Source organism: Microbacterium sp. NPDC055683 (genome assembly GCF_053617895.1).
In genome coordinates this window covers 14280-38908 of sequence record NZ_JBSHGQ010000032.1, presented here as the reverse complement: position 1 = coordinate 38908, position 24629 = coordinate 14280, and the positions used below count along the sequence as shown (strand labels likewise).

Sequence of the window (24629 nt, the reverse complement as noted above, 5' to 3'; positions counted from 1 at the left end):
CGCGGGCGCGTCGCGCCACGGCGTGCCAGCCGGTAGGGTTCGCCGTCAGGCGGAGACGGGGGCCGCGCTCACGGTGCGGTCGATCGTGCACTGCCCGACGACGCGCGACCCCGTGTACACGACGGCGGTCTGTCCGGGCGCGACTCCGTCGAGCGGGGCATCCGGGGTGACGACGAGCTCGCCTCCGCGGACGACGGCGACGGCGGGCACGGGGTCGGCGTGCGCGCGGATCTGCACCTCGCACGGGAACGGGCGCTCCGGATGCGCAGGCGCCGCTCCGGCCCAGGTGAAGCGGGAGCCCGCGATCTCGGCGGTCGCAAGCGCCTCCTTCGGGCCGACGACGACGGTGTTCGTGACGGGGCGCACCTCGAGCACGAACCGCGGCTTCCCATCGGCCGCCGGCACGCCCAGGCGAAGCCCCTTGCGCTGGCCGACCGTGAAGGCGTGCGCGCCCTCGTGGCGTCCGACGACGGCGCCCGCCCGGTCGACGATGTCGCCGGGCTCCGCACCGACGCGCTCGGCCAGGTACCCCCTGGTGTCGCCGTCGGGGATGAAGCAGATGTCGTAGCTGTCGGGCTTCGCGGCGACCGCGAGGCCGCGAGCCTCCGCCTCCGCGCGCACGAGGGCCTTCGACGGCGTCTCGCCGAGCGGGAAGTAGGTGCGTGCGAGCTGCTCGGCCGTGAGCACGCCGAGCACGTAGGACTGGTCCTTCGCCTCCTCGCTCGACCGGTGGAGCTCGATGCCGTGCTCGCCCTCCCGCACGATCGCGTAGTGGCCCGTGCAGACCGCGTCGAAGCCGAGTTCGACGGCGCGTTCGAGGAGGGCGGCGAACTTGATGCGCTCGTTGCACCGCATGCACGGGTTGGGGGTCCGTCCGGCGCGGTACTCCGACAGGAAGTCGTCGATGACGTCGTCGCGGAACCGCTCGGAGAAGTCCCACACGTAGAACGGGATGCCGAGCCGGTCGGCGACGCGGCGCGCGTCCATGGCGTCCTCGATGGTGCAGCATCCCCGGCTGCCGGTGCGGAGCGTCCCGCCGGCGCGCGACAGCGCGAGGTGCACTCCGACGACGTCGTGACCGGCTTCGACCGCCCTCGCAGCCGCGACGGCCGAGTCGACGCCGCCGCTCATCGCCGCCAGGATCCTCATCCCGCCAGTCTACGAGCCGCAGGATGGGCGCGGGCCGGGTGTCAGCGCCGCGTGAGGCGGCGGTACGCCTCGGGGACGGCGGCGAGCATCGCCTCGACGTCGTCGGGCGTCGTCGTGCGCCCGAGCGTGATCCGCAGCACCTGGCGCGCCTCCCGTTCGGACCGCCCGGTCGCGAGCACGACGTGGGACGGCTCGCTGACGCCCGCCTGGCACGCCGACCCCGTGGAGACCGAGATCCCCGCCTGATCGAGGAGGAACAGCAGCGATTCGCCGTCGGCTCCCGGCAGGAGGAGCTGGATGGTCCCCGGCAGAACGCGCTCGGGGTCGCCGAGCACGACGGCCTCCGGCACGGCCGCCGAGATGGCCCGGACGGCGTGCGCGCGCAGCGCCGACAGCCGCGCCGACTCCGCGTCGCGCTCGGCGATCGCCGCCGTCGCGGCGGCGGCCAGCGCGGCGGCGCCCGCGACGTCCTGCGTGCCGGCGCGCAGCCCGCGCTGCTGCCCTCCGCCATGCAGGAGCGCATCCGGAGCGGCGGCGCGCGATACCACGAGCGCGCCCGTTCCGACCGGCGCGCCGATCTTGTGGCCCGACACGCTCAGCGCGACGAGACCTGCCGCGCCCCGCGCGTCGCCGCGCGTCGCCGCGAAGTCCACCGGGATCCTCCCCCACGCGGCGACGGCGTCGACGTGCAGCGGCACGCCCGCCGCGGCGGCGGCGGCCGACAGGGCGGCGACGTCCTGGATGGTCCCGCTCTCGTTGCCCGCCGCGATCGCCGTCGCGAGCGCCGCGCGCCGATCGGCGGCCGCGGCCGCGAACGCCGCCTCGTCGATGCGGGCACGGGAGTCGAGCGGGACCGAGGACACGCGCGCGCCCTCCCTGCGGACGAGCCACGCCGTCGCATCGAGGACGGCGTGGTGCTCGCCGTCGGGAAGCACGATCGCGTCGCGGCCCGCGCCTCTGGCCCACCACAGGCCCTTGAGGGCGAGGTTCGCCGACTCCGTGCCGCCCGACGTGAGCACCACCTCGATGGGCTCGCAGCCGAGCGAGGCGGCGATGCGCTCGCGCGCGTCCTCGAGCAGACGCCGTGCGCGCTGCCCGGCGCCGTGGATCGACGACGCGTTGCCGGTCTCCGCATGCGCGGCGAGCCACGCCTCCGCGGCCTCCGGCCGCAGGGGCGTCGTCGCGGCGTGGTCGAGGTAGACCGGCACGACGCTCAGAAGAGCAGCGACGTGAGCCGTGCCCGTGCGGCGGAGACGCGCGGGTCGGTCTGCCCGACGACGCCGAAGAGCTCGACGAGGCGCTCCTGGACGGGCCCGCGCTCATCCGACGGGAGCTCGGCGAAGAGCACGAGCAGACGGTCGAAGGCGTCATCGACGTGCCCTCCGACGACGTCGAGGTCGGCCACCGCGAGCTGCGCCGCGACGTCGGCCGGTGAGGCGGCCGCCGCCGCCCGCGCCTGCTGCAGATCGAGCGGCTGCACGCGCTGCAGCAGCCGCACCTGGCCGAGCCCGCCCCGCGCCTCGTCGTCGCGGGGGTTCTCCTTGAGCGCCTGCTCGTAGGCCGTCACGGCCCGCGCGTAGTCGCCCGCCTCGATCGCGTCGAACGCCTCCTGGTGGAGCGGCGGGAGCGCGGGCTCCGCCGGCTCGTCGGGAACCTCGGCGCCCTCGGCGACGGGAACGGTGCCCGTGACGCCGTTCTGCGCCGCGAGCTGGAGCAGCTGGGCGAACACCTGACGGACCTGCTCCTCGGGGACGGCGCCCGTGAACAGGGGCACAGGCTGACCCGCGACGAGCGCGACGACCATGGGGATCGACTGCGCGCGGAACGCCTGCGACAGCTGCGGATTGGCATCGACGTCGACCTTCGCGAGCACGAGACGGCCGGCCATCTCGACGACGACCTTCTCGAGGACGGGGCTGAGCTGCGTGCAGGGACCGCACCATTCCGCCCACAGGTCGATGACGACCGGGACGCGCTGCGACAGCTCGAGCACCTCGCCGAACGTCGCGTCGGTGACGTCGAACACGAGAGGCACGGCCGACGTGCCCTGCTCGCCGCCCGACGGAGCGGCGGGAGCCGCGGGCGCGGCGGGACGATTGCGCAGGCTGGAGAGGTCGACGGCGCCGCGCAGAACGGCACCGGGGGCGACGTCACTCATGGTTCACCTTTCGGAGGAGCGGGATCGTGCCAGACGAGCCTATTCGCCCTCGGAGTCCTCGGGCTCCGGCAGCAGCTCCGCCGACAGGATCGAGGTCGTGTAGCCGAGCAGGCGGATCCGCTCGTCCGACCCCTGAGCGGGCACGAAGAAGAAGAGCTGATCGGTGTAGGTCGTGGTGACGCCCGTCGCCGACTCCGTCTCCCCCGTGAGGAGCGAGATGGCGGGATCGTCCTCGAACCTGATGACGGCGTCCTCGTTCGTCGGCGTCACGGTCTCGGTCTCGTCGACGCCGACGGCGACGATCGCGCCGCTGTCGAGGGTCGCGAGCGCGACGGGAGCGGCATCGTTCGGGCCCTGCGCGAACTCGATCGTCGCCGTCTCGGCGCCCGTCTCGTTGAGGCCGTCGATCGTCGCCTGGCGCTTCTCCGCGACCGCGGAGAGGAACCCGTCCGACTCGAGATCGAACAGCGCAGCGTGCTCGCTCGCGTCGCCGTTGCCGATGATGTCGGCGTAGGCGGCCGCGAGCTCATCCGGAGCGAGCGCCAGGAAGGGCGAGTCGGGCGCGACGAGCGCGGCGCCGAGCCACGCCGGGGCGAGCTGGGGAGTCTGCGCGGAGGCCTCGAGGTTCGCGACGTACCCGGCTCGGTAGGGCGACCACGGGTCGTCCTGCGTCATCGACAGCACGGTCGGAGCGATCGTCGCATCCTCCGCGTCGGAGACGATGAGGAGCGCCGTGCGGGGCCATCCCTCGACGGCCTGCGGCAGGACGATGTCGGCGGGTCCCGACGGGATGGCCGTGGGCGCGGGGTACTCCGCGATCCCGGCGCGCAGCGTGTAGTTGACCTCTCGGTTGCTCAGGGCGAGCCCCGTCAGGCGCTCTGCCGCCGCGCCGGCGTCGAGCGCCTCGTCGGCGGCCGCCACGGACGCCGCGATCTCCGCGACGATGCGATCGGCCTGGGCCTCGGTGAGGGAGGAGGGCGCCTGGTCCGGCGCCGCGGTCGCCGTCGCGGTGGGTGTCGGCGTGGGGGTCTCCGGGGCCCCGATCTCGGGCCAGGAGTCGGCCGTGCATCCCGCGAGGAGCGCCGTGGACAGCCCCATCGCCGGCACCGCGAGGAGCGCGCGACGGCCCGCGCGCCGTCCGCCGCGGCGTCGACGTCCGCCGCCCTCGCCGGGCGGGAGCGCCGGCCCCTTCCGGAGCGGGCCGCGGCGCCGGCGCGTGTGGCGCACGGCGAGCACGTAGAGCACGATGCCCGCGGCCAGCAGCACGCCGCCGAGCACCATGAGAGGTCCGAACCAGGGCGTCTTCTGGTCGAGCGGCCACACGATCGACACGGTCGACGGCGCAGGGGCCGACCCGTCCGACGCGACGAGCATGCTCATCCCCTCGGGGAGCTGCTCCTGGCGCACGAGCTGGGCGTCGGCCGTCTGCTCCTCGATCCAGAGGTCGCTGCCCGCGGGGTTCCGGCCGGCCGTGCCGTCGTTCGCCTCCGCCGTCGGCGCGACCTCCGTCGTGACGAGGGTGTCGCCCTCGCCTGCGCTCACGCGGTTGTAGGACTGGTCCGACAACCAGGCCTCGATGTCGGCCGTGCGCCCGATCGCCGTGTAGATCTGCCCCTCCCCCGACACGGTGAGCGTCTGCGTCCCGGGCATGAGGGCGAACGCGTCGGCGTCGATCACGAGATAGCTGCGCTCCTCCGCGACCGAGACCGAGGCCTCCGCGCTCTCGGGTCCCAGGAACACGGTGCGCTGCGCGAGGCCGGCGCCGAACGCCGCCGCCGCGAGCACGAAAGCCAGCACAGCCCAGACGAAACGCACGAAATGACTCCTCGCCGACCCGCGCCAGGGCGCGACGGGTCTCGACAACACGACGGCCCCACGTTAGCGAATCGACCTGGAAACCGCCCGCCAGCACGTCGTGGCGGGCACGTCACGGCGTTCGCCCTATCCTGTCGGGAGGTCGCGCGACGCAGATCCGCGCGGATGAGAAGGGGCTGCATGAAGATCCACAACCCGTTCCGGCTCGCTCTCGTGGCGACGCTGGGCGTCGGCCTGGGCATCATGCTCATCCAGGGCCTGCAGTCGCTGTCGACCATCCTGCTGTACGTCGGCACCGCGCTGTTCATCTCGCTCGGCCTGGATCCCGTCGTGTCGTGGCTGGAGCGCCGCGGCCTGGCTCGCTGGCTCGCCGTGACGATCGCCATCCTCGCCGTGCTCGGCCTCGTCACGGGCATCGTGCTCATCATCGTTCCCGTGCTCGTCGAGCAGATCGGCCAGCTCGTCCGGCAGATCACCTACATCGTCAACCGCGGGACGTTCATCGACGACATCCGCGAGTGGTCGCTCGCGACCTTCCCCACGCTGCAGATCGACGACGTGCTGGACTTCGTCAACGGATGGCTGACGGACAACATCGACACCATCAGCGAGGGCGTCGTCGGCCTGACGCTGAGCGTGGCGCAGGGCCTGTTCGGGGCCTTCATCGTGCTCGTGCTCACGATCTACCTCACCGCGTCCACCCCGTCGCTCAAGTCTGCGCTGTACCGCGTCGTGCCCGCGTCCAAGCGCACCGGCTTCACGAACATCGCCGAGCAGATCACGGACTCCGTCGGCTACTACGTCATGGGGCAGATCACCCTCGCCGCGATCAACGGCGTGCTGAGCGCCGTGTTCCTGACGATCATCGACGCGCCCTACCCCGCCGTCCTCGCCGTCGTCGCCTTCCTGGGGTCCATGATCCCGCTCGTCGGCACCATCTCGGGCTCGACCGTGATCGCGCTGACGTGCCTCATCCCCGGGCTCGGGTCGCCCACGACGGCGATCATCGCGGCCGTGTACTACCTCGTCTACATGCAGATCGAGGCGTACGTGCTGTCGCCGCGCATCATGAGCCGTGCGGTCTCGGTGCCGGGCGGCGTCGTCGTCGTCGCCGCGCTCGCGGGCGGAGCGCTCCTCGGCCTGCTCGGCGCGCTCATCGCCATCCCGGTCGCCGCGAGCATCCTCATCATCTACCGGCAGGTGCTCATCCCGCGGATGAACGCCCGCTGATCAGGCGGGCGGCCACTCGGTCGGGAGCGGGAGCGCCGAGGGGTTCACGGCGGCGACGATCTCGGAGAGGACGCGCGCGGTCTGCTTCTCCCCCACCCAGAGGTGCTTTCCGCCCTCGACGTCGACGAGGCGGATGTGCGGGACGGACGCGAACCGCTCGGCGGCCTCGGCCGGCCGCAGATAGTCGTCGAACTCGGGGATGAGCGCCACGAGGGGCCGCTCGTCGCCCTGCCAGGCCCGCAGGTCGTCGTCGCCGGCACGGTGCAGGGGCGGCGAGAGCAGGATGAACCCCTCCGCGCCGTGCGCCCGACCGTGCTTCAGGATGAGCTCGGTCCCGAAGGACCATCCCACGAGCCAGGGATGAGGCAGCCCGCGCTGCGCGACGACGTCCATCGCGGCCGCGACATCCGCCGCCTCCTCGATGCCGTCGCCGAACGCCCCCTCGCTCGTGCCCCGCGGCGAGCTCGTTCCGCGCGTGTTGAAGCGGAGGACCGCGAGATCGGCGAGCGCGGGCAGCCGCGCCGCGGCCTTCCGGATGATGTGGGAGTCCATGAACCCGCCCGCCGTCGGCAGCGGGTGCAGCGTCACGAGCGTCGCGACGGGAGGGCGCGCCTCCGGGAGGGCGAGCTCGCCGACGAGCGTCAGCCCGTCTGACGTCGTGAGCTCGACGTCCTCGCGTCGGGCGGGGAGCAGGGCGGCTCCGCGGATCTCCATGGGTCTCCTCGTCGGGTCAGGACAGCTGCCAGCAGCGCGTGTGCCAGTGCCGGCGGTCGGCGAGATCGGAGCGCGCCCCGAGTACGCCGTCCTCCCGCCAGACGACGACGTGCGCGACGCCCGTCGCGATGACGCCGCCGCAGCCGGGGCACGTGTAGGTCTTCTCCGAGCGTCCGGACGGCATGGGCTGCACGGACCATTCGCGGCCCCGCCGCGTCTCGGTGCGGCGCCAGCCGGCGATGAGGCGCTCGATCGACGCGTCGGGCCCGTCGTCGCGGCGCCGGCGGTTCGACCGCGGCACGGGTCAGTACCAGCCGACCGATTCGGAGTGCCCCCATGCGCCGCACGGCGTGCCGTAGCGCCCGCCGATGTAGTCGAGCCCCCACGCGATCTGCGTGGCCGGGTTCGTCTGCCAGTCCGCGCCGTTGGCGGCCATCTTGTCGCCGGGAAGGGCCTGCGGAATCCCGTACGCGCCGCTGGACGGGTTGTACGCGCTGGCGTTCCAGCCCGACTCCCGGTTCCAGAGCGCGACCAGGCACGCGAACTCGTTGTCGTCCCATCCGCGCGCGACGACGGCGTCGTAGGCGATCGCCTGCGCCGTGCCGGGGTCGGGGGCGACGAACGGCGCCGTCCAGCCCGTGTCGCCCGAGTCGGACCCGCCGGAGTCGCCCGAGCCCGCCTCCGCCACCTGCGGCGTGGGGGTGGGAGTCGGCGTCGGCTTCACGTAGACCGCGTAGCTCCCGAAGTCGAGGCTGCCGGCGTGGGCGAGATCGGCGGCCGCGATGAAGGTCTGCGCCTCGTCGGCCGCCGAGGCGAAGGCGGAGACGGGAGCCTCCTGCTCGGCCTGCGCCATCGACGCTCCCGTGGTCACGAGCGTTCCGCCGAGGAGGCCGAAGGCGCACAGTGCCGCGAACAGCGACATGGCCCTGCGGCGTCTCGTGGGCTTCGGCGTCGCCGTCTGCAGCAGCGCGGCGTGCTGGCTCGCGATCGCGCGCGCCTCGCGGCGCGTGAGGGCTCGGGTCTGCTCGGGTCCGGAAGTCACAGTGCCCTCATCGTAGCGCGTGTTATGCGAATGTGACATGCGCCCGTGGCCCGACCGCGTCACCGCACGGCGAGCATGACCCCCACGACGGCGTCGAGCACGGCGTCCACCTGCTCCTCCCGGTAGCCGTTGCGCGCCATCCGGAAAGCGGTCTGGCGCACCTGCTCAGGCGTGAGCGCCGCGCCGTCGGCGAGGTACGCCGCGATGCGGTCGGCGACGAGGTCGACCTCTGCACGCGCGTACCCGAACCGGAGGAGCCCGACGCGGTCGAACCGCTCGCCCTCCGGCCTGCGCAGCCGGTCGAGGACGTCCTGCGCGTCGCGCCGTGCCGCATCCACCCACGCAGCCGCACCCTGCTCGCGGATGGCGTGCTCCCGTTCGCGCGCCGCGAAGGCGTCCTCGATGCGCGCGAGCGCGGCATCCACCGGCATCACGGCGTATCCCCCGCGGACGAGGGGGAACGCCGCCGCCCTGACGACCTCGGCGTCGACGTGCTCCGCGCCCTGCTCGAAGGCCTCGCGGGCCGCGGCGAGGAACGCGTCCACGGCGGAGCGCTCGTACCCCTTCTGCCGACCGGTCACGAGCGGGAACGGGGTGGGTGCGGAGGAGTCGGTCACAGTACCGCCAGGGGTGAGAGGAGGAAGTGCAGGGCGAGCGCCGCCACGGCCGACGGCAGCATGCTGTCGAGCCGGTCGAGCACTCCGCCGTGGCCCGGGAGGGCCGACGACATGTCCTTGATGCCGAGGTCGCGCTTGATGAGCGACTCGCCGAGGTCGCCCGCTGTCGCGGTGAGGAGGATGACCGCGCCGAAGACGAGTCCCGCCCACCACGGGATGCCGAGCATGAACGCCCCGAGCAGCGCTCCGGCGAGGAGGGCCCCCGCCGCGGCACCCGCGAAGCCCTCCCAGGTCTTCTTCGGGCTCACGCGCGGCGCCATCGGATGGCGTCCGAACGCGAGACCCGCGGCGTATGCGGCCGTGTCGGAGACGACGACCACCACGAGGAACGCGAGGATCCACCACTCGCCCCTCTCCTCGCGGAGCAGGACGAGCGCGAGGCTCGCGAGGAACGGCACGTACAGCGGGATGAACGCGCCCACGAGCCCGTCGGCGACGATCTCGCGCGGGGCGCGGCCGTCCTGCGCCGCCATCTGGGCGAGCATGCGCCAGACGACGATGAACGCCATCGAGGCGAACAGGGCGACCCAGTGCAGCCACAGATCGGCGGCGACGCCCGACGCCAGCAGCAGTGCGACGGCGACGAGCTGCGGAGCAAGGTCGACGCGGCGTCCCGCCGCCCGGAACGCCCGCCACAGCTCGTGCACGCCGAGCACCGAGACGAGCAGCGCCACGCCCGTGAACAGCCACTTCGCGACGAGAAGGGACACGAGCACCACGGCACCGGCCGCGACTCCCACGAGGATCGCCGACAGCAGGTCGCGGCCCGTGCGCTGCTTGATGCGCTCGTTGCGCTCCTCGAACTGCTCACGCGCATGCGCGACCTGGTTCTCGAACTCGCCGCGCGCGGCGTTCACACGCTCCTGGAATGACCCCTGCTCGTGCCGGGGTCCGCCCGCGGGCGCGTCCTCCGATCCCGGATCGTCCGTCATCCTGGACTCAGACCTCGAGGAGCTCGGCCTCTTTGTGCTTGAGCGCCTCGTCGATCTTGTCGACGTGCGCCTTGGTCAGCGCGTCCAGCTCCTTCTCGCCGCGGACGATGTCGTCCTCGCCGACCTCGTCGCGGAGCGCGTCGAGGTCGTCCTTGATCTGGCGCCGGATGCCGCGGAGGCGGACCTTCGCGTCCTCGCCCTTCGTGCGGACGAGCTTGACGAACTCCTTGCGGCGCTCCTGCGTCAGCTCGGGCATCGTGATGCGCACGAGGGTGCCGTCGTTCGTGGGGTTCGCTCCGAGGTTCGGCATCTCGCGGATGGCGTCCTCGATCGCCTTGAGCGCCGACTTGTCGTAGGGCGTCACGATGAGCGTGCGCGCCTCGGGGTTCGCGAGCGACGCGAGCTGCTGGAGCGGCGTGGGCGTGCCGTAGTAGTCGACGAGGAGCCGCTGGAACAGCTGGGGGTTGGCCCGGCCCGTGCGCACGGTGGAGAAGTCCTCCTTCGCCGCCTCCACGGCCCTGTCCATCCGGGTGGTGGCATCGGCAAGAACGTCCGCGATCACGGTGACTCCATTCGTCGGTGGTGCTGCATCAAGTCTACGGGGAGGGGCGCGGCGCCCCGGTGCGTCACGCCGTGACGAGCGTGCCGATGGCGTCGCCGCGCAGCGCCGCCGTGACGTTGCCGCCCGGCTCCATGCCGAACACGCGCATGTTCATGCCGTTGTCCATGCAGAGGCTGAAGGCCGTCGCGTCGACGACCTTGAGCCCGCGCACGAGGGCGTCGGAGTACGTCACGTGCTCGAGCTTCGTCGCCGTGGCGTCGAGGCGGGGGTCGGCCGTGTAGACGCCGTCGACGCCGTTCTTCGCGACGAGCACCTCGGTGGCGCCGACCTCGAGCGCGCGCTGGGCGGCGACGGTGTCGGTGGAGAAGTAGGGCAGCCCGGCGCCGGCGCCGAAGATGACGACGCGGCCCTTCTCGAGGTGGCGCTCCGCGCGACGCGGGATGTAGGGCTCGGCGACCTGGCGCATCTCGATGGCCGACTGCACGCGCGTCGCGGCGCCAGCCTGCTCGAGGAAGTCCTGCAGCGCGAGAGCGTTCATGACCGTGCCGAGCATGCCCATGTAGTCGGCGCGTGCGCGGTCCATCCCGCTCTTGGAGAGCTCGGCGCCGCGGAAGAAGTTGCCCCCTCCGACGACGACGGCGATCTCCACGTCCTGCGACGCCTCGGCGATCTCCTTCGCGATCTGGCTGACGACGTCGGGGTTGACCCCGAGCTGCCCTCCGCCGAAGGCCTCGCCCGACAGCTTCAGCAGCACGCGCCGCTTCGTCGTTTCGCTCACACTCGTTCCTCTCGTCGCCGATACACGCTACCGGTTCCAGGCGGCAGCCCCCTGTGCGCCTCGCTCATCGTGCCGTGGCGCGACGAGGGGGCTCGGATCCGCGGATCCGAGCCCCCTCGTGTCACGTCGTTACGCGCCGACCTTGAAGCGGGCGAAGCCCGTCACGGTGATGCCGGCGTCCTGAGCGACCTTGGCGACGGACAGCTTGTTGTCCTTCGCGTAGTCCTGGTCGAGCAGTGCGACCTGCTTGAAGAACGCGTTCACGCGGCCCTCGACGATCTTGGGCAGCGCCGCCTCCGGCTTGCCCTCGTTGCGCGAGATCTCCGTGACGATCTCGCGCTCCTTCTCGACGTCCTCGGCCGGGACCTCGTCGCGCGTGAGGTAGGACGGGTTCGCGAACGAGATGTGCTGCGCGATGCTGCGAGCCGTCTCCGCGTCGTCGCCCGAGTACGCGACGACGACGCCGACCTGCGGGGGCAGGTCCTTGCTCGTGCGGTGCAGGTACACCTGGAACGCGTCGCCCGAGAGGGTGCGCACGCGACGGAGCTCGACCTTCTCGCCGATGATGGCGGCCTCGTCCGAGATGAGCTGCTCGACCGTCTGGTCGCCGGCGGGGGCGGCCAGGGCCGCCTCGACCGAGTCGGCGCCGACGGCGGCTGCGGCGTCCGCCACCTTGTCGGCGAGCGCGATGAAGCGGTCGTTCTTCGCGACGAAGTCGGTCTCGCATGCGAGCTCGACGAGCGTGGCGGAGCCGCCCTGCTCGCGGGCGACGACGAGGCCCTCGCTGGTCGCGCGGTCGGCGCGCTTGGCGTTGCCCTTGGCGCCCTTGAGGCGCAGGATCTCGACGGCCTTCTCGACGTCGCCGTCGGCCTCCTCGAGCGCCTTCTTGGTGTCGACCATGCCCGTGCCGAGCTGCTCGCGCAGCGCCTTGATGTCGGCGATGGTGAAGTTGGCCATGAGTGCTGGCTCTCCTTGTTCGTGGTGGAACGGGGTGGATCAGAGCGGAGGCGGGCCCCTGTGGGGGCCCGCCTCCGGGAGCGTTACTCCGCTGCGGCCTCGGCCGGAGCCTCGGCAGCCGGTGCCTCGTCGGCGGCGGGCGCCTCGGCAGCCGGGGCCTCGGTCTCCTCGGCCGGCGTCTCGAGCAGCTCGCGCTCCCACTCGGCGAGCGGCTCGGCGTCGCCCTCGGGGTTGTGCTTCTGCTGCAGGCCCTCGGCCGCGGCGTCGGCGATGATGCGCGTCAGCAGCGAGACCGAGCGGATCGCGTCGTCGTTGCCCGGGATCGGGAACTGGAGGTCGTCGGGGTCGACGTTGGTGTCGAGGATGCCGATGACGGGGATGCCGAGCTTCTTGGCCTCGTCGATGGCGAGGTGCTCGCGCTTGGCGTCGACGACCCAGAGGGCCGAGGGCGTCTTCGTGAGGTTGCGGATGCCGCCCAGCGACTTGTGGAGCTTGTCGAGCTCGCGGCGCTTGAGGAGGAGCTCCTTCTTGGTGAAGCCCGTGCCGGCGGGGTCGGTGAAGTCGAGCTCCTCGAGCTCCTTCATGCGCGCGAGGCGCTTCGACACCGTCGAGAAGTTGGTGAGGAGGCCGCCGAGCCAGCGCTCGTTGACGTAGGGCTGGCCGACGCGCGTCGCCTGCTCGGCGAGCACCTCCTGAGCCTGCTTCTTCGTGCCGACGAAGAGGATGGTGCCGCCGCGGGCGACCGTCTCCTTGACGAAGTCGTAGGCCTTGTCGATGTAGCCGAGCGACTGCTGGAGGTCGATGATGTGGATGCCGCTGCGCTCCGTGAGGATGAAGCGCTTGACCTTCGGGTTCCACCGGCGGGTCTGGTGGCCGAAGTGGACGCCGCTGTCGAGCAGCTGGCGGATGGTGACGACTGCCATGGTCGTGTCTCCTGGTTCTGGGCGCGTGCGCGCCGTGCGGTTGATTCCGCCGATCGGCTGATCGGCGAGCCTGGCGCCCGGCGCACTCCCGCCCTCGCGAGAGGGACCGTGGGGAGATGCGCCGCGGCTCGTCGGAGACGATCCGCTCTGGGCGCGCGTAGTCATCCCGATTCGGGATGCAGGCTCAGCATACCAGCCGCCGCCGGGTCGAGCCGTGCACAGACCGCGAGGGACGGCGCGTCCTCTCCACAGCGACGGCGGAACGCCCCGGCGATGCCGGGGACGGCGGGAGCCTGGCCCCATGAGAAGACTCGCCGCGATCCTCGCCCTCGGCCTCCTCGCGCTCGCCTGCGTGGCGGCCGGCTCTCCCGGCGCCGCGCGTGCGCGTGCTGCGGAGCCGGTCGCGATCGAGACGGCCGAGCAGTGGTCGTGGCCCGTGTCGCAGGACGTGCGCATCGTGGCGCCCTTCGAGGCGCCGCCGCATCGCTACGGCCCCGGTCACCGCGGCGTCGATCTCGCGGCCGACGCGGGGCCGATCCTCGCGCCCGCCTCGGGCGTCGTCGCGTTCGCGGGGTCGGTCGCCGGACGCCCGCTGCTGACGATCGACCACGGCGACGGCCTCGTGACGACGCTCGAGCCCGTGGAGCCCCTGATCTCCGCGGGCGACGCCGTCGCCCGCGGAGATCAGGTGGGCACCCTTGCGACGGGCGGGCACACGCCGGCAGGTGCCGTGCACTTCGGCGTGCGTCTGCACGGCGAGTACATCAACCCGCTCCTCCTGCTCGACGGCGTCCCGCGCGCCGTGCTGCTGCCGTGCTGCGGGTGACGCGCCCTCCCCCGCTGTTCGCCAGTGCGGATGTGCCCATTCCCGCCGTTCGCCAGTGCGGATGTCGGGCAGAACACCGCTCGAAGACGACATCCGCACTGGCGAATCCCGGCTACCGCGCAGCCGCGTCGTGTGAGGGACGGCGTCAGGGGCGGGTCACGCGCGGGGGTGCGCGAGGCGATAGGCCGCGGCCAGGCGCTCGGAGGACACGTGCGTGTAGATCTGCGTCGTGCCGAGGCTCGCGTGCCCGAGGATCTCCTGAACCGCTCGCAGGTCTGCGCCCCCGTCGAGGAGGTGCGTCGCGGCGGAGTGCCGCAGCGCGTGCGGTCCCGCGGTCTCCGCCCCGATGAGCGGAGCGACCTCCCGCGCCACCAGGGCGTAGACCGAGCGGACCCCCCACCGCGCGCCGCGCACACCGAGGAGCAGCGCGGCGGTCGCCGCATCCGCGCGCGCGGCCAGGGCAGGACGTCCGCGGACGAGGTACGCCGCGACGGCATCGCGGGCGGGCGCGCCGATCGGCACGACGCGCTCCTTGGAGCCCTTGCCGAGCACGCGCACCGTCCCACGATCGCGGTCGACATCGTCGACGTCCATTCCGCACAGCTCCGAGACGCGGATGCCCGCGCCGTAGAGCAGCTCGAGAGCGGCATGATCGCGGAGGGCGACCGGATCCCCGTCCGCCGCGGCGCCGGCCATCCGCTCGAGCAGACCCGAGAGCGCGTCCGCCGTGGCGACACGCGGCAGGGGCCGCATGCGCTTGGGGGTCGCCAGCCGGAGCGACGGGTCCGCCGCGACGAGCTCGTTCTCGAGCGCCCACCGGAAGAACGCGCGTGCGGAGGAGGTTCGCCGCGCGATCGTCGCGCGGGCGTCGCCGCGCTGACTCGCCCGCCAGAGCCAGTCGCGGAGCGCTTCGAGGTCGACGTCGGCGATGTCGACGCCGCGCCGCTCGAGATCGGGGCGCTCGAGATCGGGGCGCTCGAGATCGGGGCGCTCGAGATCGGGGCGCTCGACGCCGGCATGCTCGGCGCCGCGATGGGGAAGCGACGCCGCGAGATCGGCGAGGTCGGCTCGGTAGGCACGCACCGTGGCGGGCGACAGGCGGCGCACGGACGAGAGATGCCGGGCGAAGGCATCGATCGCGTGCACGAGCTCCATGCCCCGATCATGGCGCGTGCCGGGCCCCCGCTCCCCGCGCCGCGCCGCGCCGACGACGAGCGCGCGGCAACGGTCGACCTCGAGGGTGCGCGTCGCGATGGGGTCACACACGCAGCGCCGATGCGGGCGGACCGGCCGTCGACGGGCGGCTCCCGGATGCGTCACGCGAGGAGCCAGCCGCCTTCCGCACGGCGCACCGTTCCGGCCAGCTCGAGGAGGCCGAGCGCCGCCTGGGCGTCGCGCGGTGCGAGACCGCTGCGCCGCACGATCTCGTCGAGGGCGCGTGCACCGCGCGAGGCGAGCGCGTCGCGCACGCGCACCTCCTCGGGCGAGGGATCGGCCGGTCGAGGACCCGGCCGCGGCCCCGCACCGAGCATCTCGAGCACATCGCCCGTGCCCGTGATGCACTGCGCGTCGAACTCGCGCAGCAGACGGTGGCACCCCGACGAGGTCGTGCTCGTGATGGGTCCCGGCACCGCGCCGAGCGGGCGGCCGAGCGACGCGGCATGCCCCGCGGTGTTGAGGGTGCCGCTGCGCGCGCCCGCCTCCACGACGACGGTCGCTCCCCCGAGCGCGGCGATGAGCCTGTTGCGCTGCAGGAACCGCCATTTCGTGGGCGTCGCGCCGGGCGGCGTCTCGCTGACCACGGCGCCCGCCCGCGCGATCTCGGCGAACAGGCGCGCATGGCCGGCGGGGTAGACGAGGTCGGCGCCGCCCGCGACGACCGCGACGGTGAGCCCGCCCGCGCCCAGGACCGCGCGGTGCGCCGCGCCGTCGATGCCGTATGCCGCCCCCGAGACGATCGCGACTCCCGCCGCCGCCAGCTCGGCGGCGAGCTCCGCGGCGACGTGCTCCCCGTAGGGCGTCGCCGCCCGCGCGCCGACGATCGCCGCCGACGGCGTGCGATCGGCATCGAGCAGGCCGAGCGCGTCCGGCTCCCCGCGCACCCACAGGGCGAGCGGAGCGTGAGGCCCGAGATCGTCGAGCTGCGACGGCCAGTCGTCGTCACCCGGGGTGCGCAGAACGAGTCCCGCCTTCGCTGCGCGCACTGCCGCCGCGGCCGCGAGCGCGCCGTCGAGGCGCGGCTCCCAGCGGGCCCGTGCGGCGGCGATCGAGCGGCCGTCGAGCCCGGCTCGCACCACGGCGGGGTCTGCGAGTCCCTCCTCCGCGAGCCGCAGCGCCTCCTCGGCGCCGAAGGCCGCGACGAGGGCACCCGCGACGCCGTCGCCCGGCTCGACGACGACCGACCAGATGAGCCGCGCGAGCTGCTCGTCGCCGGTCGCGCCCTGAACCCGCGCTGCGGCGCTCCGGACGCGGCGCTCCGAGAGGATCATGCCGCCATCCCCTTCCGGAGGAAGAGGGCGCGCCCCACATCGGCCTCGTCGGGGCGGTCCGCGCCCGCCAGGTCGGCGAGCGTCCACGCGAGCCGCAGCACGCGATCGTAACCGCGGAGAGTCAGCAGACCGCGCTGCAGCGCGGCGTCGAGCGCCCGGACCGATCCCGGCGCGGGCGCGCCGGGACCGCGGCGCAGCCAGGAGCCGGGTACCTCCGCGTTGATGCGCCACGGCGTTCCCGCGAGCCGCCGGGCGGTGCGCTCGCGCGCCGCCGACACCGCCGCGCGGGCGGCGGCCGATGTCGTCGCGCCCTCCGCGGCGGTCGCCGATGCGACGCGCTCGAGGCGCAGGTCGATGTCGATCCGGTCGAGCAGCGGGCCGGAGAGCCGCTGCGCGTACCGGCGGATGACGTTCGGCGCGCAGGTGCACGCACCGCCGCGCACGCCGTACTCGCCGCACGGGCACGGGTTCATCGCGAGCACGAGCTGGAACCGCGCGGGGAAGCGCGCGAGGAAGCCTGCACGGTGGATCTCGACGCGCCCCTCCTCGAGCGGCTGACGCAGCGCGTCGAGCATCGACGACGACGCCTCGGTCGCCTCGTCCAGGAAGAGCACGCCGCGGCTCGCCCGCGCGACCGCCCCCGGCCGCACCGTGCGCGACCCGCCTCCCACGAGCGCCGCGGTCGACGCGGAGTGGTGGGGCGCTTCGAACGGCGGTCTGCGGTCGAGCGACGTGACGGGTTCGCCCGCGAGGGAGCGGAGGGAGGCGACCTCGAGCGCGGCCTCGTCGTCGAGCAGGGGGAGGATGCCCGCGAGGCGCCGCGCCAGCATCGTCTTGCCCGCGCCCGGCGGCCCCGACATCAGCACATGGTGCCCTCCCGCCGCGGCGACGACGAGGGCGTCGACGGCGCCCTGCTGCCCCACCACGTCGGCGAGATCGCCCTCGTCCGCCTCGGTCGGCGCGGCGACCGCGGCCGCGACCGGGGTCACCTCGGCGACGTCGATCTCGGCGCCGTGCCACCGCGCGACCTCGGCGAGCGACACCGCGGCGCGCACCTCCGCCCCGGCGACGAGCTCGGCCTCCGCGCGATTCGCCCAGGGCACCACCACGCGCGACCGCCCGCGCGCCACGGCGGCGCGGACCGCGGGCAGTACTCCGGGGACGGGCCGTACACGCCCGTCGAGCCCCAGCTCGCCGAGATGCACGACCCCGCGCACGCTCGCCGCGTCGAGGCGGCCGTCGGCCGCGAGCGCCGCGACCGCGACGGCGAGGTCGAACCCGGTCCCCTGCTTCGGCAGGCCGGCGGGCGAGAGGTTCACCGTCAGACGGCGGTACGGGAGCGCCAGGCCGCTGTTCTCGCACGCGTTCGCGACGCGGCGCACCGCCTCTCCGAGCGCCTTGTCGGGCAGCCCGATGATGCGGAACTCCGGCTGGTGCTCCGTGACGTCGGCCTCGACCTCGACGACCTCGCCCGCGAGGCCCGTCAGCGCGACGGCCCACGTGCGCGCGACGGTCATCGCAGGTCCTCGAGGTGCTCGAGCGCGCCCGTCGCGGGGTCGGGCCCCACGATCCCGACGGCGTCGATGCGCAGGTCGCACCCCGAGGCCAGCTCGGGGTGCGCGCGCACCCAGGCGGCCGCGAGCACCCACAGCCGACGCAGCTTGCGCGCGTCGACGGCCTCGAACGGATGGCCGTGGGCCGTGCGCGTGCGCGTCTTCACCTCGACGACCGCGAGGCGGGCTCCGCGACGCGCGACGATGTCGATCTCGCCCGCGTGGCAGCGCCAGTTCCTGTCGAGCACCTCGTAGCCGATGGCCGCGAGGTGCTGCGCCGCGCGCTCCTCGCCCGCGCGCCCGAGGTCGTCCTTCCGTGCCATGCCGCCAGCTTGGCCGCCCGCACGGGGCCGGAGTGCGGCCGCGGCGGGCCGGTGGAGAGGACGCGCCGTCATCCGCCCCTGGGGACGGGAGGACGGGCTACTTCCCGTCGAGCGTGAGGTCCTCGGGGATGGAGAAGTCGCTGCGCGCGAGCTCCTCGATGTTCACGTCCTTGAACGTCAGCACGCGCACCGACTTCACGAAGCGGTCGGAGCGGTAGATGTCCCACACCCAGACGTCCTTCATCGACAGCTCGAAGTAGAAGTCGGTGTCGGTGTCGTGTCGGACGACGTCGACCTCGTTGGCGAGGTAGAACCGGCGCTCGGTCTCGATCACGAACTGGAACTGCGAGACCACGTCGCGGTACTCGCGGAACAGCGCCAGTTCCAGCTCTCGGTCGTAGTCCTCGAAGACATCGTCATCCATGGTGCCTCCATCCTAGGCGCTCGCCCGCGCCCGCCGAGCCGCGTCAGAACAGGGCGGGCGCGTCGGCGATGGCCCACGAGCGCCGGTGGTGCGCGGTGAGGCCGTGGGCGCGGATGGCCGCGCGGTGCTCGACGCTCGCGTACCCCTTGTTGCTGGCCCAGGCGTAGGCGGGGTGCTCGTCGTGCAGCTCGGTCATGAGGCCGTCGCGCGCGACCTTCGCGATGACGGATGCCGCGGCGAGGCTCGCGCAGTCGCGGTCGCCCTTCACGACCGTGCGCACGTCGAGCGCGCCGGCGACGGGGCTGATGTAGTCGTGGTTGCCGTCGAGCAGCACGACGCCCTCCCCCGCCGCCCAGCCCGCCTCGGCGACGGCCGCGAGGGCGCGGGATGCCGCCAGTCCGAGTGCGCGCATGATGCCGAGCTCGTCCACCTCCCCCGCCGTGGCCCATCCGACCGCGTTCGCCCGCACCCAGGCCCCCGCCCGCAGCGCGACGTCGGGCCGGCGCCGCTCCGCGACGAGCTTGGAGTCGCGCAGCCCGTCCGGCACGTCCGTCGCGAGGACCTCGGCGTCGACGACAGCCGCCCCGAGGGCGACCGGCCCCGCGAGAGCGCCGCGTCCGACCTCGTCGAGCGCGACGACGTACGGGGCGCCGTCGAGCAGCGCCAGCTCGCGCGCGACCGTGGGGAGCGCGACGGTCATCCGCCCGCGCCCGCGGCGGCGGTCGCGCTCGCCTCACCGTCCTCCGGGTCGGGGATGCCGCGGAAGACGTCGTGGCGCTCGTCGACGAGGCCGAAGCGGTCGAACGGCCACGTCAGGAGGAACACGCGCCCGACGACGTTGTCGATCGGCACGAAGCCGTCACCGGGCTGGTCGGTGTTGAACCGCGAGTCCATCGAGTTGTCGCGGTTGTCGCCCATCACCCACAGCGAGCCCTCGGGGACGACGACGTCGAACGGCTCGTTGGACGCCGCCGTGTCGCCCTCCGGCAGCTTGAGGTAGTCGAGCTCGTCGACGGGGGCCCCGTTGATCGTGATCTGTCCGATCGCGTTGCAGCACACGACGTGGTCGCCCGGGAGTCCGATGATGCGCTTGACGAGATGGTCGTCGGAGTCGCCGGCCGAGAGGCCGACGAGCGTGAGCACGCCGTCGACGGTCTCCATGAACGGCGACTGCGGCGCCTCCTGCGGCTGCGTGCGCAGCCATCCGCCCGGGTCCTGGAACACGACGACGTCGCCGCGCTCGTAGCCCGTCCACAGCGGCGTGAGCTCGTCGACGAGGATGCGGTCCTGGACCTGGAGGGTGTCCTCCATCGATCCCGACGGGATGTAGAACGACCGCACGAGGAACGTCTTGATGAGGAAGGAGACGACGAGCGCGACGACGACGATCACCGCGACGTCGCGGAGGAAGACGAGGAGCCCCCGTCGTCGGGTCGCGGGCTGCTCGGCCGTGGGGGTGTCGCTCGTCATGGGGTCCTTCGCGTCCGCGCCGTCGGCGATCCGACGTCGTCCCAGGTTCTCATACGGACGCAGACACCCCGTGCCGATCGGCACGGGGTGTCTGCGGGGTCGCGCGGAGACTCAGGCCTTCTCGCGCTTCTCCTTGATCTTCGCCTTCTTGCCGCGCAGCTCGCGCAGGTAGTACAGCTTCGCGCGGCGCACGTCGCCGCGCGTGACGACCTCGATGTGGTCGATCACGGGCGAGTGCACGGGGAACGTGCGCTCGACGCCCACCTGGAAGCTGATCTTGCGGACCGTGAAGGTCTCGCGGACACCCGCGCCCTGGCGGCGGATGACGACGCCCTGGAACACCTGGATACGGGAGCGGCTGCCCTCGATGATGTTCACGTGGACCTTGACGGTGTCGCCGGGGCCGAACGCGGGGACGTCCGAGCGCAGCGATGCCGCGTCGACGGCGTCGAGAATGTTCATGACGGATCTCTTCCTGCGACCGCCGCAGGCCGACCGCCTCTGAAAATAGGGGTATCGCTCGTGCGGTGAGATCCGGATGCGGACCTTCGGCTCCCCTGCGGCAGAGCGCGAAACGGGCGGCGCCGACGGGCGCGCCCACCACGGCACAGCTGACCATTCTGCCATGGCCGACCGCGTTCGGCGAACCGGCGTCCGCCGTCGGGGAGAATAGGAGGTCGAGCGAGAGGACACTCCATGATCGAACTGCGCACACCGGCCGAGATCGACCAGATGCGCGCGGCGGGCGCGTTCGTCGCCGAGACGCTCCATGCGCTGCGCCACGACACGCGCGTCGGTACGAACCTGCTGGCGATCGACCGCCGGGCGCACGAGCTCATCCGCCGCGCCGGGGCCGAGTCCTGCTACATCGACTACCACCCGTCGTTCGGCGCCAGCCCGTTCGGCAAGGTCATCTGCACGTCGATCAACGACGCCGTGCTGCACGGCCTGCCCTTCGACTACGACCTGCGCGACGGCGATCTCGTCACGCTCGACTTCGCGGTCTCCGTCGATGGGTGGGTCGCCGACTCCGCCGTCTCGTTCGTCGTCGGCACGCCGCGCGATGAGGACCTCGCGCTCATCGACACGACCGAGCGCGCTCTCGATGCGGCCATCCGGGCGGCCGTCGTGGGCAACCGCATCGGCGACATCTCCGCCGCGATCGGCGACGTGGCGCGCGCCGACGGCCTCGGCATCAACACGGACTTCGGCGGCCACGGGGTGGGGCGCATCATGCACGGCGACCCGCACGTGCCGAACGACGGCCGTGCCGGACGCGGCTTCCCGCTCAAGCCGGGTCTCGTGATCGCGATCGAGCCGTGGTTCCTGCAGTCGACCGACGAGCTCGTCACGGACCCCGACGGATGGACGCTCCGCAGCGTCGACGGCTCGCGCGGTGCGCACAGCGAGCACACGGTCGCCATCACCGCGGACGGCCCCGTCGTGCTCACCGATCGGTCCCACCTGTCCTGACGATCTCCCTCACATCGCGGACTGCGCGATGTGAGGGAGATGTTCGCTCGGGGTAACGGAACGCCGAGACGCCCGGAAACACCGCGCTCCTACGTTCGTGACACGACATCCGCCGTGATCGCCGAACCGAGGAGCACCCGTGACCGATGCACAGAACACCGCGCAGCGCCTCGTCGTCGTGGGAGCGGGGATGGTCGCCCACCGCTTCGTCGAGAGCCTGCTCACACGGACCGGGGACCCGTGGCGCGTCACGGTCGTCGGCGAGGAGAACCGGCTCCCCTACGACCGGGTGGGGCTCACCTCGTTCTTCTCCGGCGTCAGCCCCGACGAGCTGACGCTCGACCGCTCCGTCCTCGCCGACGAGCGCGTCGAGTTCGTCGCGGCCGATCCCGTCATCCGCATCGACCGGGGCGCGCGCACCGTCACGACGCGCAGCCGCCGGACGCTCGCCTACGACACGCTCGTGCTCGCGACCGGCTCCTCCGCGGCGAAGGTGGCCGTCGACGGCGCGGGGCTCCCCGGCTGCTTCGTCTACCGCACGATCGACGACGTCGAGCGCATGCGCGCGTTCGTCGCCGCACGGTCGGCTCAGCTCGGCCGTCCGCTCGTCGGCAAGGTGATCGGCGGCGGCCTCCTCGGACTCGAGGCGGCCGGCGCCCTGCAGGGCCTGGATGTGACGTGCACCGTCGTGCAGTCGTCCGACCGGCTCATGTCCGCGCAGCTCGACCTCGCGGGCGGCAACGCGCTCCGGCGCCTCATCGAGTCGAAGGGGATCGAGGTGCGGACGGAGTCTCGGACGACGCGCCTGGACCCCGACCGCACCGGCCATGTCGCGGGCCTCGAGTTCCAGGACGGCTCCTACGTGGCCGCCGACGTCGTCGTGTTCACGGTCGGGGTGCGCCCGCGCGACGAGCTCGCCCGCGAGGCCGGGATCTCGTCTCACCCGCGCGGCGGTGTCGTCATCGACGATCGCTGCCGCACCTCCGATCCCGCCGTCCTCGCGATCGGCGAGGTCGCGAGCTTCGACGGCCAGTGCATCGGCCTCGTCGCCCCCGGCTACACCATGGCCGAGGTGGCGGCGACGCGCCTCCTCGGGGGCGACGCGACGTTCCCCGGGTTCGACGACTCGACCAAGCTCAAGCTGTCCGGCGTCGACGTCGCGAGCTTCGGAGACGCCTTCGCCCGCACGCCCGGCGCCCTCGACGTGAGCTACGCCGACCCCGTCGCAGGGGTCTACAAGAAGCTCGTCATGTCGGATGACGCCAAGACCCTCCTCGGCGGCATCCTCGTCGGCGACGCCTCCGCGTACGGCTCGCTCCGCCCGCTCCTCGGCCGGGAGCTCGGCGCGGATCCCGTGGCCTTCCTTCTGCCGGAGGGCGGCGTCGAGGCTCCGGGCGGGGCGCTTCCCGACGAGGCGATCATCTGCTCGTGCTCGAGCATCACCGCCGGCCGCATCCGCTCGGCCGTGCAGGATGACGGCTGCACGGACGCCGGCGAGGTGAAGGCGTGCACGAAGGCGGGCGCGACCTGCGGGTCCTGCCTCACCACGGTGAAGAAGATCGTCGGCCAGGAGCTCGCCAAGATGGGCCAGACGGTGTCGAACGCGCTGTGCGAGCACTTCGACCTGTCGCGGCGCCAGCTGTTCGACGCCGTGCGCGTCTCGGGGCTGACCACGTTCAGCGCCGTCATCGGCCGCTTCGGCCGGGGGCGCGGCTGCGACATCTGCAAGCCCGCCCTCGCCAGCATCCTCTCGGTGCTCGTGGGCGCCCACGTGCTCGATGGCGAGAACGCGACGCTGCAGGACACCAACGACCACGTCATGGCCAACATGCAGAAGGACGGCACGTACTCCGTCGTGCCGCGCATGGCCGGGGGCGAGGTCACCCCGGAGGGGCTCATCGCCGTGGGCGAGATCGCCCGCGACTACGGCCTCTACACGAAGATCACGGGCGGCCAGCGCATCGACATGTTCGGGGCGAGGCTCGAGCAGCTGCCGGAGATCTGGGGCCGCCTCATCGACGCCGGCTTCGAATCCGGTCACGCGTACGGCAAGTCCCTGCGCACCGTGAAGTCGTGCGTCGGGTCGACCTGGTGCCGGTACGGCGTGCTCGACTCGGTCGGGATGGCCGTCACGCTCGAGCTGCGCTACCGGGGGCTGCGCGCCCCGCACAAGCTGAAGCTCGGCGTCTCCGGCTGCGCACGGGAGTGCGCGGAGGCGCGAGGCAAGGACGTCGGCGTCATCGCGACCGAGTCGGGCTGGAACATGTACGTCGGAGGCAACGGCGGATTCACCCCGCGTCACGCCGAGCTCCTCGCGGAGGGCCTCGACGACGACGAGCTCATCACCGCCATCGACCGGTTCTTCATGTACTACATCCGCACGGCGGATCGCCTGCAGCGCACGGCACCCTGGTTCGCCGAGCTGGAGGGCGGCATCGAGGGACTGCGCGAGGTGATCTTCGACGACGCCCTCGGCATCTGCGCCGACCTGGACGCGGCGATGGCGGCCCACGTCGAGAACTACGAGGACGAGTGGGCGGCGACGCTCGCCGACCCCGAGAAGCTGCGCCGCTTCCAGTCGTTCGTGAACGCCCCCACCACCCCCGACCCGTCCCTCGCCTTCGTGCCGGAGCGCGGGCAGATCCGCCCGGCGAGCAGGGAGGAGCGCGAGAGCGGCTCCGTCCTCATCGCGGGCACGACGCTGGAGGTCCGTCGATGACTCTCGCAGAAGCCGCACCGACCGCCGCGGCGCGCACGTGGGTGCGCGTCTGCGCCGTCGCCGATCTGGAGGTGGAGCGCGGGCGCGCCGCCCTCCTCGGCGGCACGCAGATCGCTCTCTTCCTGCTGCCGACGGGCGCCGTCCACGCCGTGTCGAACTACGACCCGTACGGCGATGCGAACGTCATCTCACGCGGTATCGTCGGCACCAGGCGATTCGTCGAGACCGGACAGGACCCCGAGCAGGGTCAGGACGCCCCCACCGTCGCGTCGCCCCTGTACAAGCAGGTGTTCGATCTCCGCACGGGCGCCTGCCTCGACACGCAGGGCAAGGACCCGAGGAGCCTGCGCGTGTGGCCCGTGGCCGTCAGCGACGGCGACGTCTTCATCCGATGGGAGGGCGAGCTGTGACGACG

General features: G+C 72.9%; 26 protein-coding genes. 5 read left to right on the top strand and 21 right to left on the bottom strand.

Annotated features, from left to right (window positions below; all coding sequences use genetic code 11):
• Positions 1 to 45: 45 nt before the first annotated feature.
• The 4 genes from mnmA to ACWGPF_RS12575 are packed head-to-tail and all read right to left on the bottom strand — an operon-like array spanning position 46 to position 5122.
• The gene (gene mnmA / locus ACWGPF_RS12590; protein ID WP_452333141.1) at positions 46 to 1149 is read right to left on the bottom strand and encodes a tRNA 2-thiouridine(34) synthase MnmA; all 1104 of its coding nucleotides are present in this window, start codon (positions 1147 to 1149) and stop codon (positions 46 to 48) included.
• Between the two features lie 41 nt (positions 1150 to 1190).
• The gene (locus ACWGPF_RS12585) at positions 1191 to 2357 is read right to left on the bottom strand and encodes a cysteine desulfurase family protein (RefSeq protein ID WP_452333140.1); all 1167 of its coding nucleotides are present in this window, start codon (positions 2355 to 2357) and stop codon (positions 1191 to 1193) included.
• Between the two features lie 5 nt (positions 2358 to 2362).
• Entirely contained in the window at positions 2363 to 3307 is a 945-nt protein-coding gene (locus ACWGPF_RS12580) for a tetratricopeptide repeat protein (protein ID WP_452333139.1), read from the bottom strand.
• A 39-nt stretch (positions 3308 to 3346) separates the two neighbouring features.
• Entirely contained in the window at positions 3347 to 5122 is a 1776-nt protein-coding gene (locus ACWGPF_RS12575) for a glycosyl transferase (protein ID WP_452333138.1), read from the bottom strand.
• Positions 5123 to 5302: 180 nt separating this feature from the next.
• On the opposite strand from ACWGPF_RS12575, the gene ACWGPF_RS12570 reads away from it, so the two are divergent.
• Positions 5303 to 6352 (top strand): AI-2E family transporter, encoded by a 1050-nt coding sequence (locus ACWGPF_RS12570; protein ID WP_345435399.1) that lies wholly within the window; start codon positions 5303 to 5305, stop codon positions 6350 to 6352.
• Here ACWGPF_RS12570 and ACWGPF_RS12565 read toward each other — a convergent pair whose 3' ends face one another.
• The 9 genes from ACWGPF_RS12565 to rpsB form a co-directional block, all read right to left on the bottom strand.
• Positions 6353 to 7066, bottom strand: a complete 714-nt coding sequence (locus ACWGPF_RS12565; RefSeq protein ID WP_452333137.1) for an alpha/beta hydrolase — start codon at positions 7064 to 7066, stop codon at positions 6353 to 6355.
• A gap of 16 nt (positions 7067 to 7082) precedes the next feature.
• The gene (locus tag ACWGPF_RS12560; RefSeq protein WP_345435395.1) at positions 7083 to 7367 is read right to left on the bottom strand and encodes a hypothetical protein; all 285 of its coding nucleotides are present in this window, start codon (positions 7365 to 7367) and stop codon (positions 7083 to 7085) included.
• A 3-nt stretch (positions 7368 to 7370) separates the two neighbouring features.
• Positions 7371 to 8108 (bottom strand): aggregation-promoting factor C-terminal-like domain-containing protein, encoded by a 738-nt coding sequence (locus ACWGPF_RS12555; protein WP_452333136.1) that lies wholly within the window; start codon positions 8106 to 8108, stop codon positions 7371 to 7373.
• A gap of 59 nt (positions 8109 to 8167) precedes the next feature.
• Positions 8168 to 8725, bottom strand: a complete 558-nt coding sequence (locus tag ACWGPF_RS12550; protein ID WP_452333135.1) for a DivIVA domain-containing protein — start codon at positions 8723 to 8725, stop codon at positions 8168 to 8170.
• On the bottom strand, positions 8722 to 9717 hold the full coding sequence (locus ACWGPF_RS12545) for a phosphatidate cytidylyltransferase (protein WP_452333134.1): 996 nt from the start codon (positions 9715 to 9717) through the stop codon (positions 8722 to 8724). The genes ACWGPF_RS12550 and ACWGPF_RS12545 overlap by 4 nt, the downstream gene beginning before the upstream one ends.
• A gap of 7 nt (positions 9718 to 9724) precedes the next feature.
• Positions 9725 to 10279 carry a ribosome recycling factor gene (frr, locus tag ACWGPF_RS12540; protein ID WP_452333133.1) on the bottom strand — a complete coding sequence of 185 codons (555 nt, stop codon included), beginning with the start codon at positions 10277 to 10279 and terminating at the stop codon, positions 9725 to 9727.
• A 64-nt stretch (positions 10280 to 10343) separates the two neighbouring features.
• Positions 10344 to 11057, bottom strand: coding sequence for a UMP kinase (pyrH, locus tag ACWGPF_RS12535; protein WP_345435385.1), 714 nt, complete (start codon positions 11055 to 11057; stop codon positions 10344 to 10346).
• Positions 11058 to 11186: 129 nt separating this feature from the next.
• On the bottom strand, positions 11187 to 12014 hold the full coding sequence (gene tsf / locus ACWGPF_RS12530; RefSeq protein WP_452333132.1) for a translation elongation factor Ts: 828 nt from the start codon (positions 12012 to 12014) through the stop codon (positions 11187 to 11189).
• Between the two features lie 83 nt (positions 12015 to 12097).
• The gene (gene rpsB, locus ACWGPF_RS12525) at positions 12098 to 12937 is read right to left on the bottom strand and encodes a 30S ribosomal protein S2 (protein WP_345435381.1); all 840 of its coding nucleotides are present in this window, start codon (positions 12935 to 12937) and stop codon (positions 12098 to 12100) included.
• Positions 12938 to 13238: 301 nt separating this feature from the next.
• Here rpsB and ACWGPF_RS12520 point away from each other — a divergent pair, with 301 nt between their 5' ends.
• The gene (locus tag ACWGPF_RS12520; protein WP_452333131.1) at positions 13239 to 13763 is read left to right on the top strand and encodes a murein hydrolase activator EnvC family protein; all 525 of its coding nucleotides are present in this window, start codon (positions 13239 to 13241) and stop codon (positions 13761 to 13763) included.
• Between the two features lie 156 nt (positions 13764 to 13919).
• On the opposite strand, the gene ACWGPF_RS12515 is transcribed toward ACWGPF_RS12520, so the two are convergent.
• From ACWGPF_RS12515 to rplS, 8 genes are all read right to left on the bottom strand, one after another.
• Positions 13920 to 14918 carry a tyrosine recombinase XerC gene (locus ACWGPF_RS12515; RefSeq protein ID WP_452333130.1) on the bottom strand — a complete coding sequence of 333 codons (999 nt, stop codon included), beginning with the start codon at positions 14916 to 14918 and terminating at the stop codon, positions 13920 to 13922.
• A 161-nt stretch (positions 14919 to 15079) separates the two neighbouring features.
• Entirely contained in the window at positions 15080 to 16252 is a 1173-nt protein-coding gene (gene dprA, locus ACWGPF_RS12510; RefSeq protein WP_452333129.1) for a DNA-processing protein DprA, read from the bottom strand.
• Positions 16249 to 17769, bottom strand: a complete 1521-nt coding sequence (locus ACWGPF_RS12505) for a YifB family Mg chelatase-like AAA ATPase (RefSeq protein WP_452333128.1) — start codon at positions 17767 to 17769, stop codon at positions 16249 to 16251. The genes dprA and ACWGPF_RS12505 overlap by 4 nt, the downstream gene beginning before the upstream one ends.
• Positions 17766 to 18128, bottom strand: coding sequence for a YraN family protein (locus ACWGPF_RS12500; protein WP_452333127.1), 363 nt, complete (start codon positions 18126 to 18128; stop codon positions 17766 to 17768). The genes ACWGPF_RS12505 and ACWGPF_RS12500 overlap by 4 nt, the downstream gene beginning before the upstream one ends.
• Positions 18129 to 18225: 97 nt before the next feature.
• Entirely contained in the window at positions 18226 to 18552 is a 327-nt protein-coding gene (locus ACWGPF_RS12495; RefSeq protein WP_452333126.1) for a DUF2469 family protein, read from the bottom strand.
• A gap of 43 nt (positions 18553 to 18595) precedes the next feature.
• Positions 18596 to 19252 (bottom strand): ribonuclease HII, encoded by a 657-nt coding sequence (locus ACWGPF_RS12490; protein ID WP_452333125.1) that lies wholly within the window; start codon positions 19250 to 19252, stop codon positions 18596 to 18598.
• The gene (gene lepB / locus ACWGPF_RS12485; protein ID WP_452333124.1) at positions 19249 to 20022 is read right to left on the bottom strand and encodes a signal peptidase I; all 774 of its coding nucleotides are present in this window, start codon (positions 20020 to 20022) and stop codon (positions 19249 to 19251) included. Before lepB ends, ACWGPF_RS12490 begins: the two co-directional genes overlap by 4 nt.
• A 111-nt stretch (positions 20023 to 20133) precedes the next feature.
• On the bottom strand, positions 20134 to 20484 hold the full coding sequence (gene rplS, locus ACWGPF_RS12480) for a 50S ribosomal protein L19 (protein WP_345435362.1): 351 nt from the start codon (positions 20482 to 20484) through the stop codon (positions 20134 to 20136).
• Positions 20485 to 20718: 234 nt separating this feature from the next.
• On the opposite strand from rplS, the gene map reads away from it, so the two are divergent.
• From map to nirD, 3 genes are all read left to right on the top strand, one after another.
• Positions 20719 to 21495, top strand: coding sequence for a type I methionyl aminopeptidase (gene map / locus ACWGPF_RS12475; protein WP_452333123.1), 777 nt, complete (start codon positions 20719 to 20721; stop codon positions 21493 to 21495).
• Positions 21496 to 21634: 139 nt separating this feature from the next.
• On the top strand, positions 21635 to 24214 hold the full coding sequence (gene nirB / locus ACWGPF_RS12470; RefSeq protein ID WP_452333122.1) for a nitrite reductase large subunit NirB: 2580 nt from the start codon (positions 21635 to 21637) through the stop codon (positions 24212 to 24214).
• The gene (nirD, locus tag ACWGPF_RS12465; protein WP_452333121.1) at positions 24211 to 24624 is read left to right on the top strand and encodes a nitrite reductase small subunit NirD; all 414 of its coding nucleotides are present in this window, start codon (positions 24211 to 24213) and stop codon (positions 24622 to 24624) included. Before nirB ends, nirD begins: the two co-directional genes overlap by 4 nt.
• Positions 24625 to 24629: the final 5 nt, after the last annotated feature.

Excerpts from the sequence above, each read along its gene's own strand:
- rpsB (WP_345435381.1), bottom strand. The coding sequence starts at position 12,937 with ATGGCAGTCGTCACCATCCGCCAGCTGCTCGACAGCGGCGTCCACTTC.
- ACWGPF_RS12490 (WP_452333125.1), bottom strand. The coding sequence starts at position 19,252 with ATGACCGTCGCGCTCCCCACGGTCGCGCGCGAGCTGGCGCTGCTCGAC.
- ACWGPF_RS12570 (WP_345435399.1), top strand. The coding sequence starts at position 5,303 with ATGAAGATCCACAACCCGTTCCGGCTCGCTCTCGTGGCGACGCTGGGC.
- ACWGPF_RS12505 (WP_452333128.1), bottom strand. The coding sequence starts at position 17,769 with ATGACCGTCGCGCGCACGTGGGCCGTCGCGCTGACGGGCCTCGCGGGC.
- ACWGPF_RS12565 (WP_452333137.1), bottom strand. The coding sequence starts at position 7,066 with ATGGAGATCCGCGGAGCCGCCCTGCTCCCCGCCCGACGCGAGGACGTC.
- lepB (WP_452333124.1), bottom strand. The coding sequence starts at position 20,022 with ATGACGAGCGACACCCCCACGGCCGAGCAGCCCGCGACCCGACGACGG.
- ACWGPF_RS12515 (WP_452333130.1), bottom strand. The coding sequence starts at position 14,918 with ATGGAGCTCGTGCACGCGATCGATGCCTTCGCCCGGCATCTCTCGTCC.
- map (WP_452333123.1), top strand. The coding sequence starts at position 20,719 with ATGATCGAACTGCGCACACCGGCCGAGATCGACCAGATGCGCGCGGCG.
- tsf (WP_452333132.1), bottom strand. The coding sequence starts at position 12,014 with ATGGCCAACTTCACCATCGCCGACATCAAGGCGCTGCGCGAGCAGCTC.
- rplS (WP_345435362.1), bottom strand. The coding sequence starts at position 20,484 with ATGAACATTCTCGACGCCGTCGACGCGGCATCGCTGCGCTCGGACGTC.
- ACWGPF_RS12580 (WP_452333139.1), bottom strand. The coding sequence starts at position 3,307 with ATGAGTGACGTCGCCCCCGGTGCCGTTCTGCGCGGCGCCGTCGACCTC.
- ACWGPF_RS12545 (WP_452333134.1), bottom strand. The coding sequence starts at position 9,717 with ATGACGGACGATCCGGGATCGGAGGACGCGCCCGCGGGCGGACCCCGG.
- ACWGPF_RS12520 (WP_452333131.1), top strand. The coding sequence starts at position 13,239 with ATGAGAAGACTCGCCGCGATCCTCGCCCTCGGCCTCCTCGCGCTCGCC.
- nirD (WP_452333121.1), top strand. The coding sequence starts at position 24,211 with ATGACTCTCGCAGAAGCCGCACCGACCGCCGCGGCGCGCACGTGGGTG.
- ACWGPF_RS12500 (WP_452333127.1), bottom strand. The coding sequence starts at position 18,128 with ATGGCACGGAAGGACGACCTCGGGCGCGCGGGCGAGGAGCGCGCGGCG.
- mnmA (WP_452333141.1), bottom strand. The coding sequence starts at position 1,149 with ATGAGGATCCTGGCGGCGATGAGCGGCGGCGTCGACTCGGCCGTCGCG.
- ACWGPF_RS12495 (WP_452333126.1), bottom strand. The coding sequence starts at position 18,552 with ATGGATGACGATGTCTTCGAGGACTACGACCGAGAGCTGGAACTGGCG.
- dprA (WP_452333129.1), bottom strand. The coding sequence starts at position 16,252 with ATGATCCTCTCGGAGCGCCGCGTCCGGAGCGCCGCAGCGCGGGTTCAG.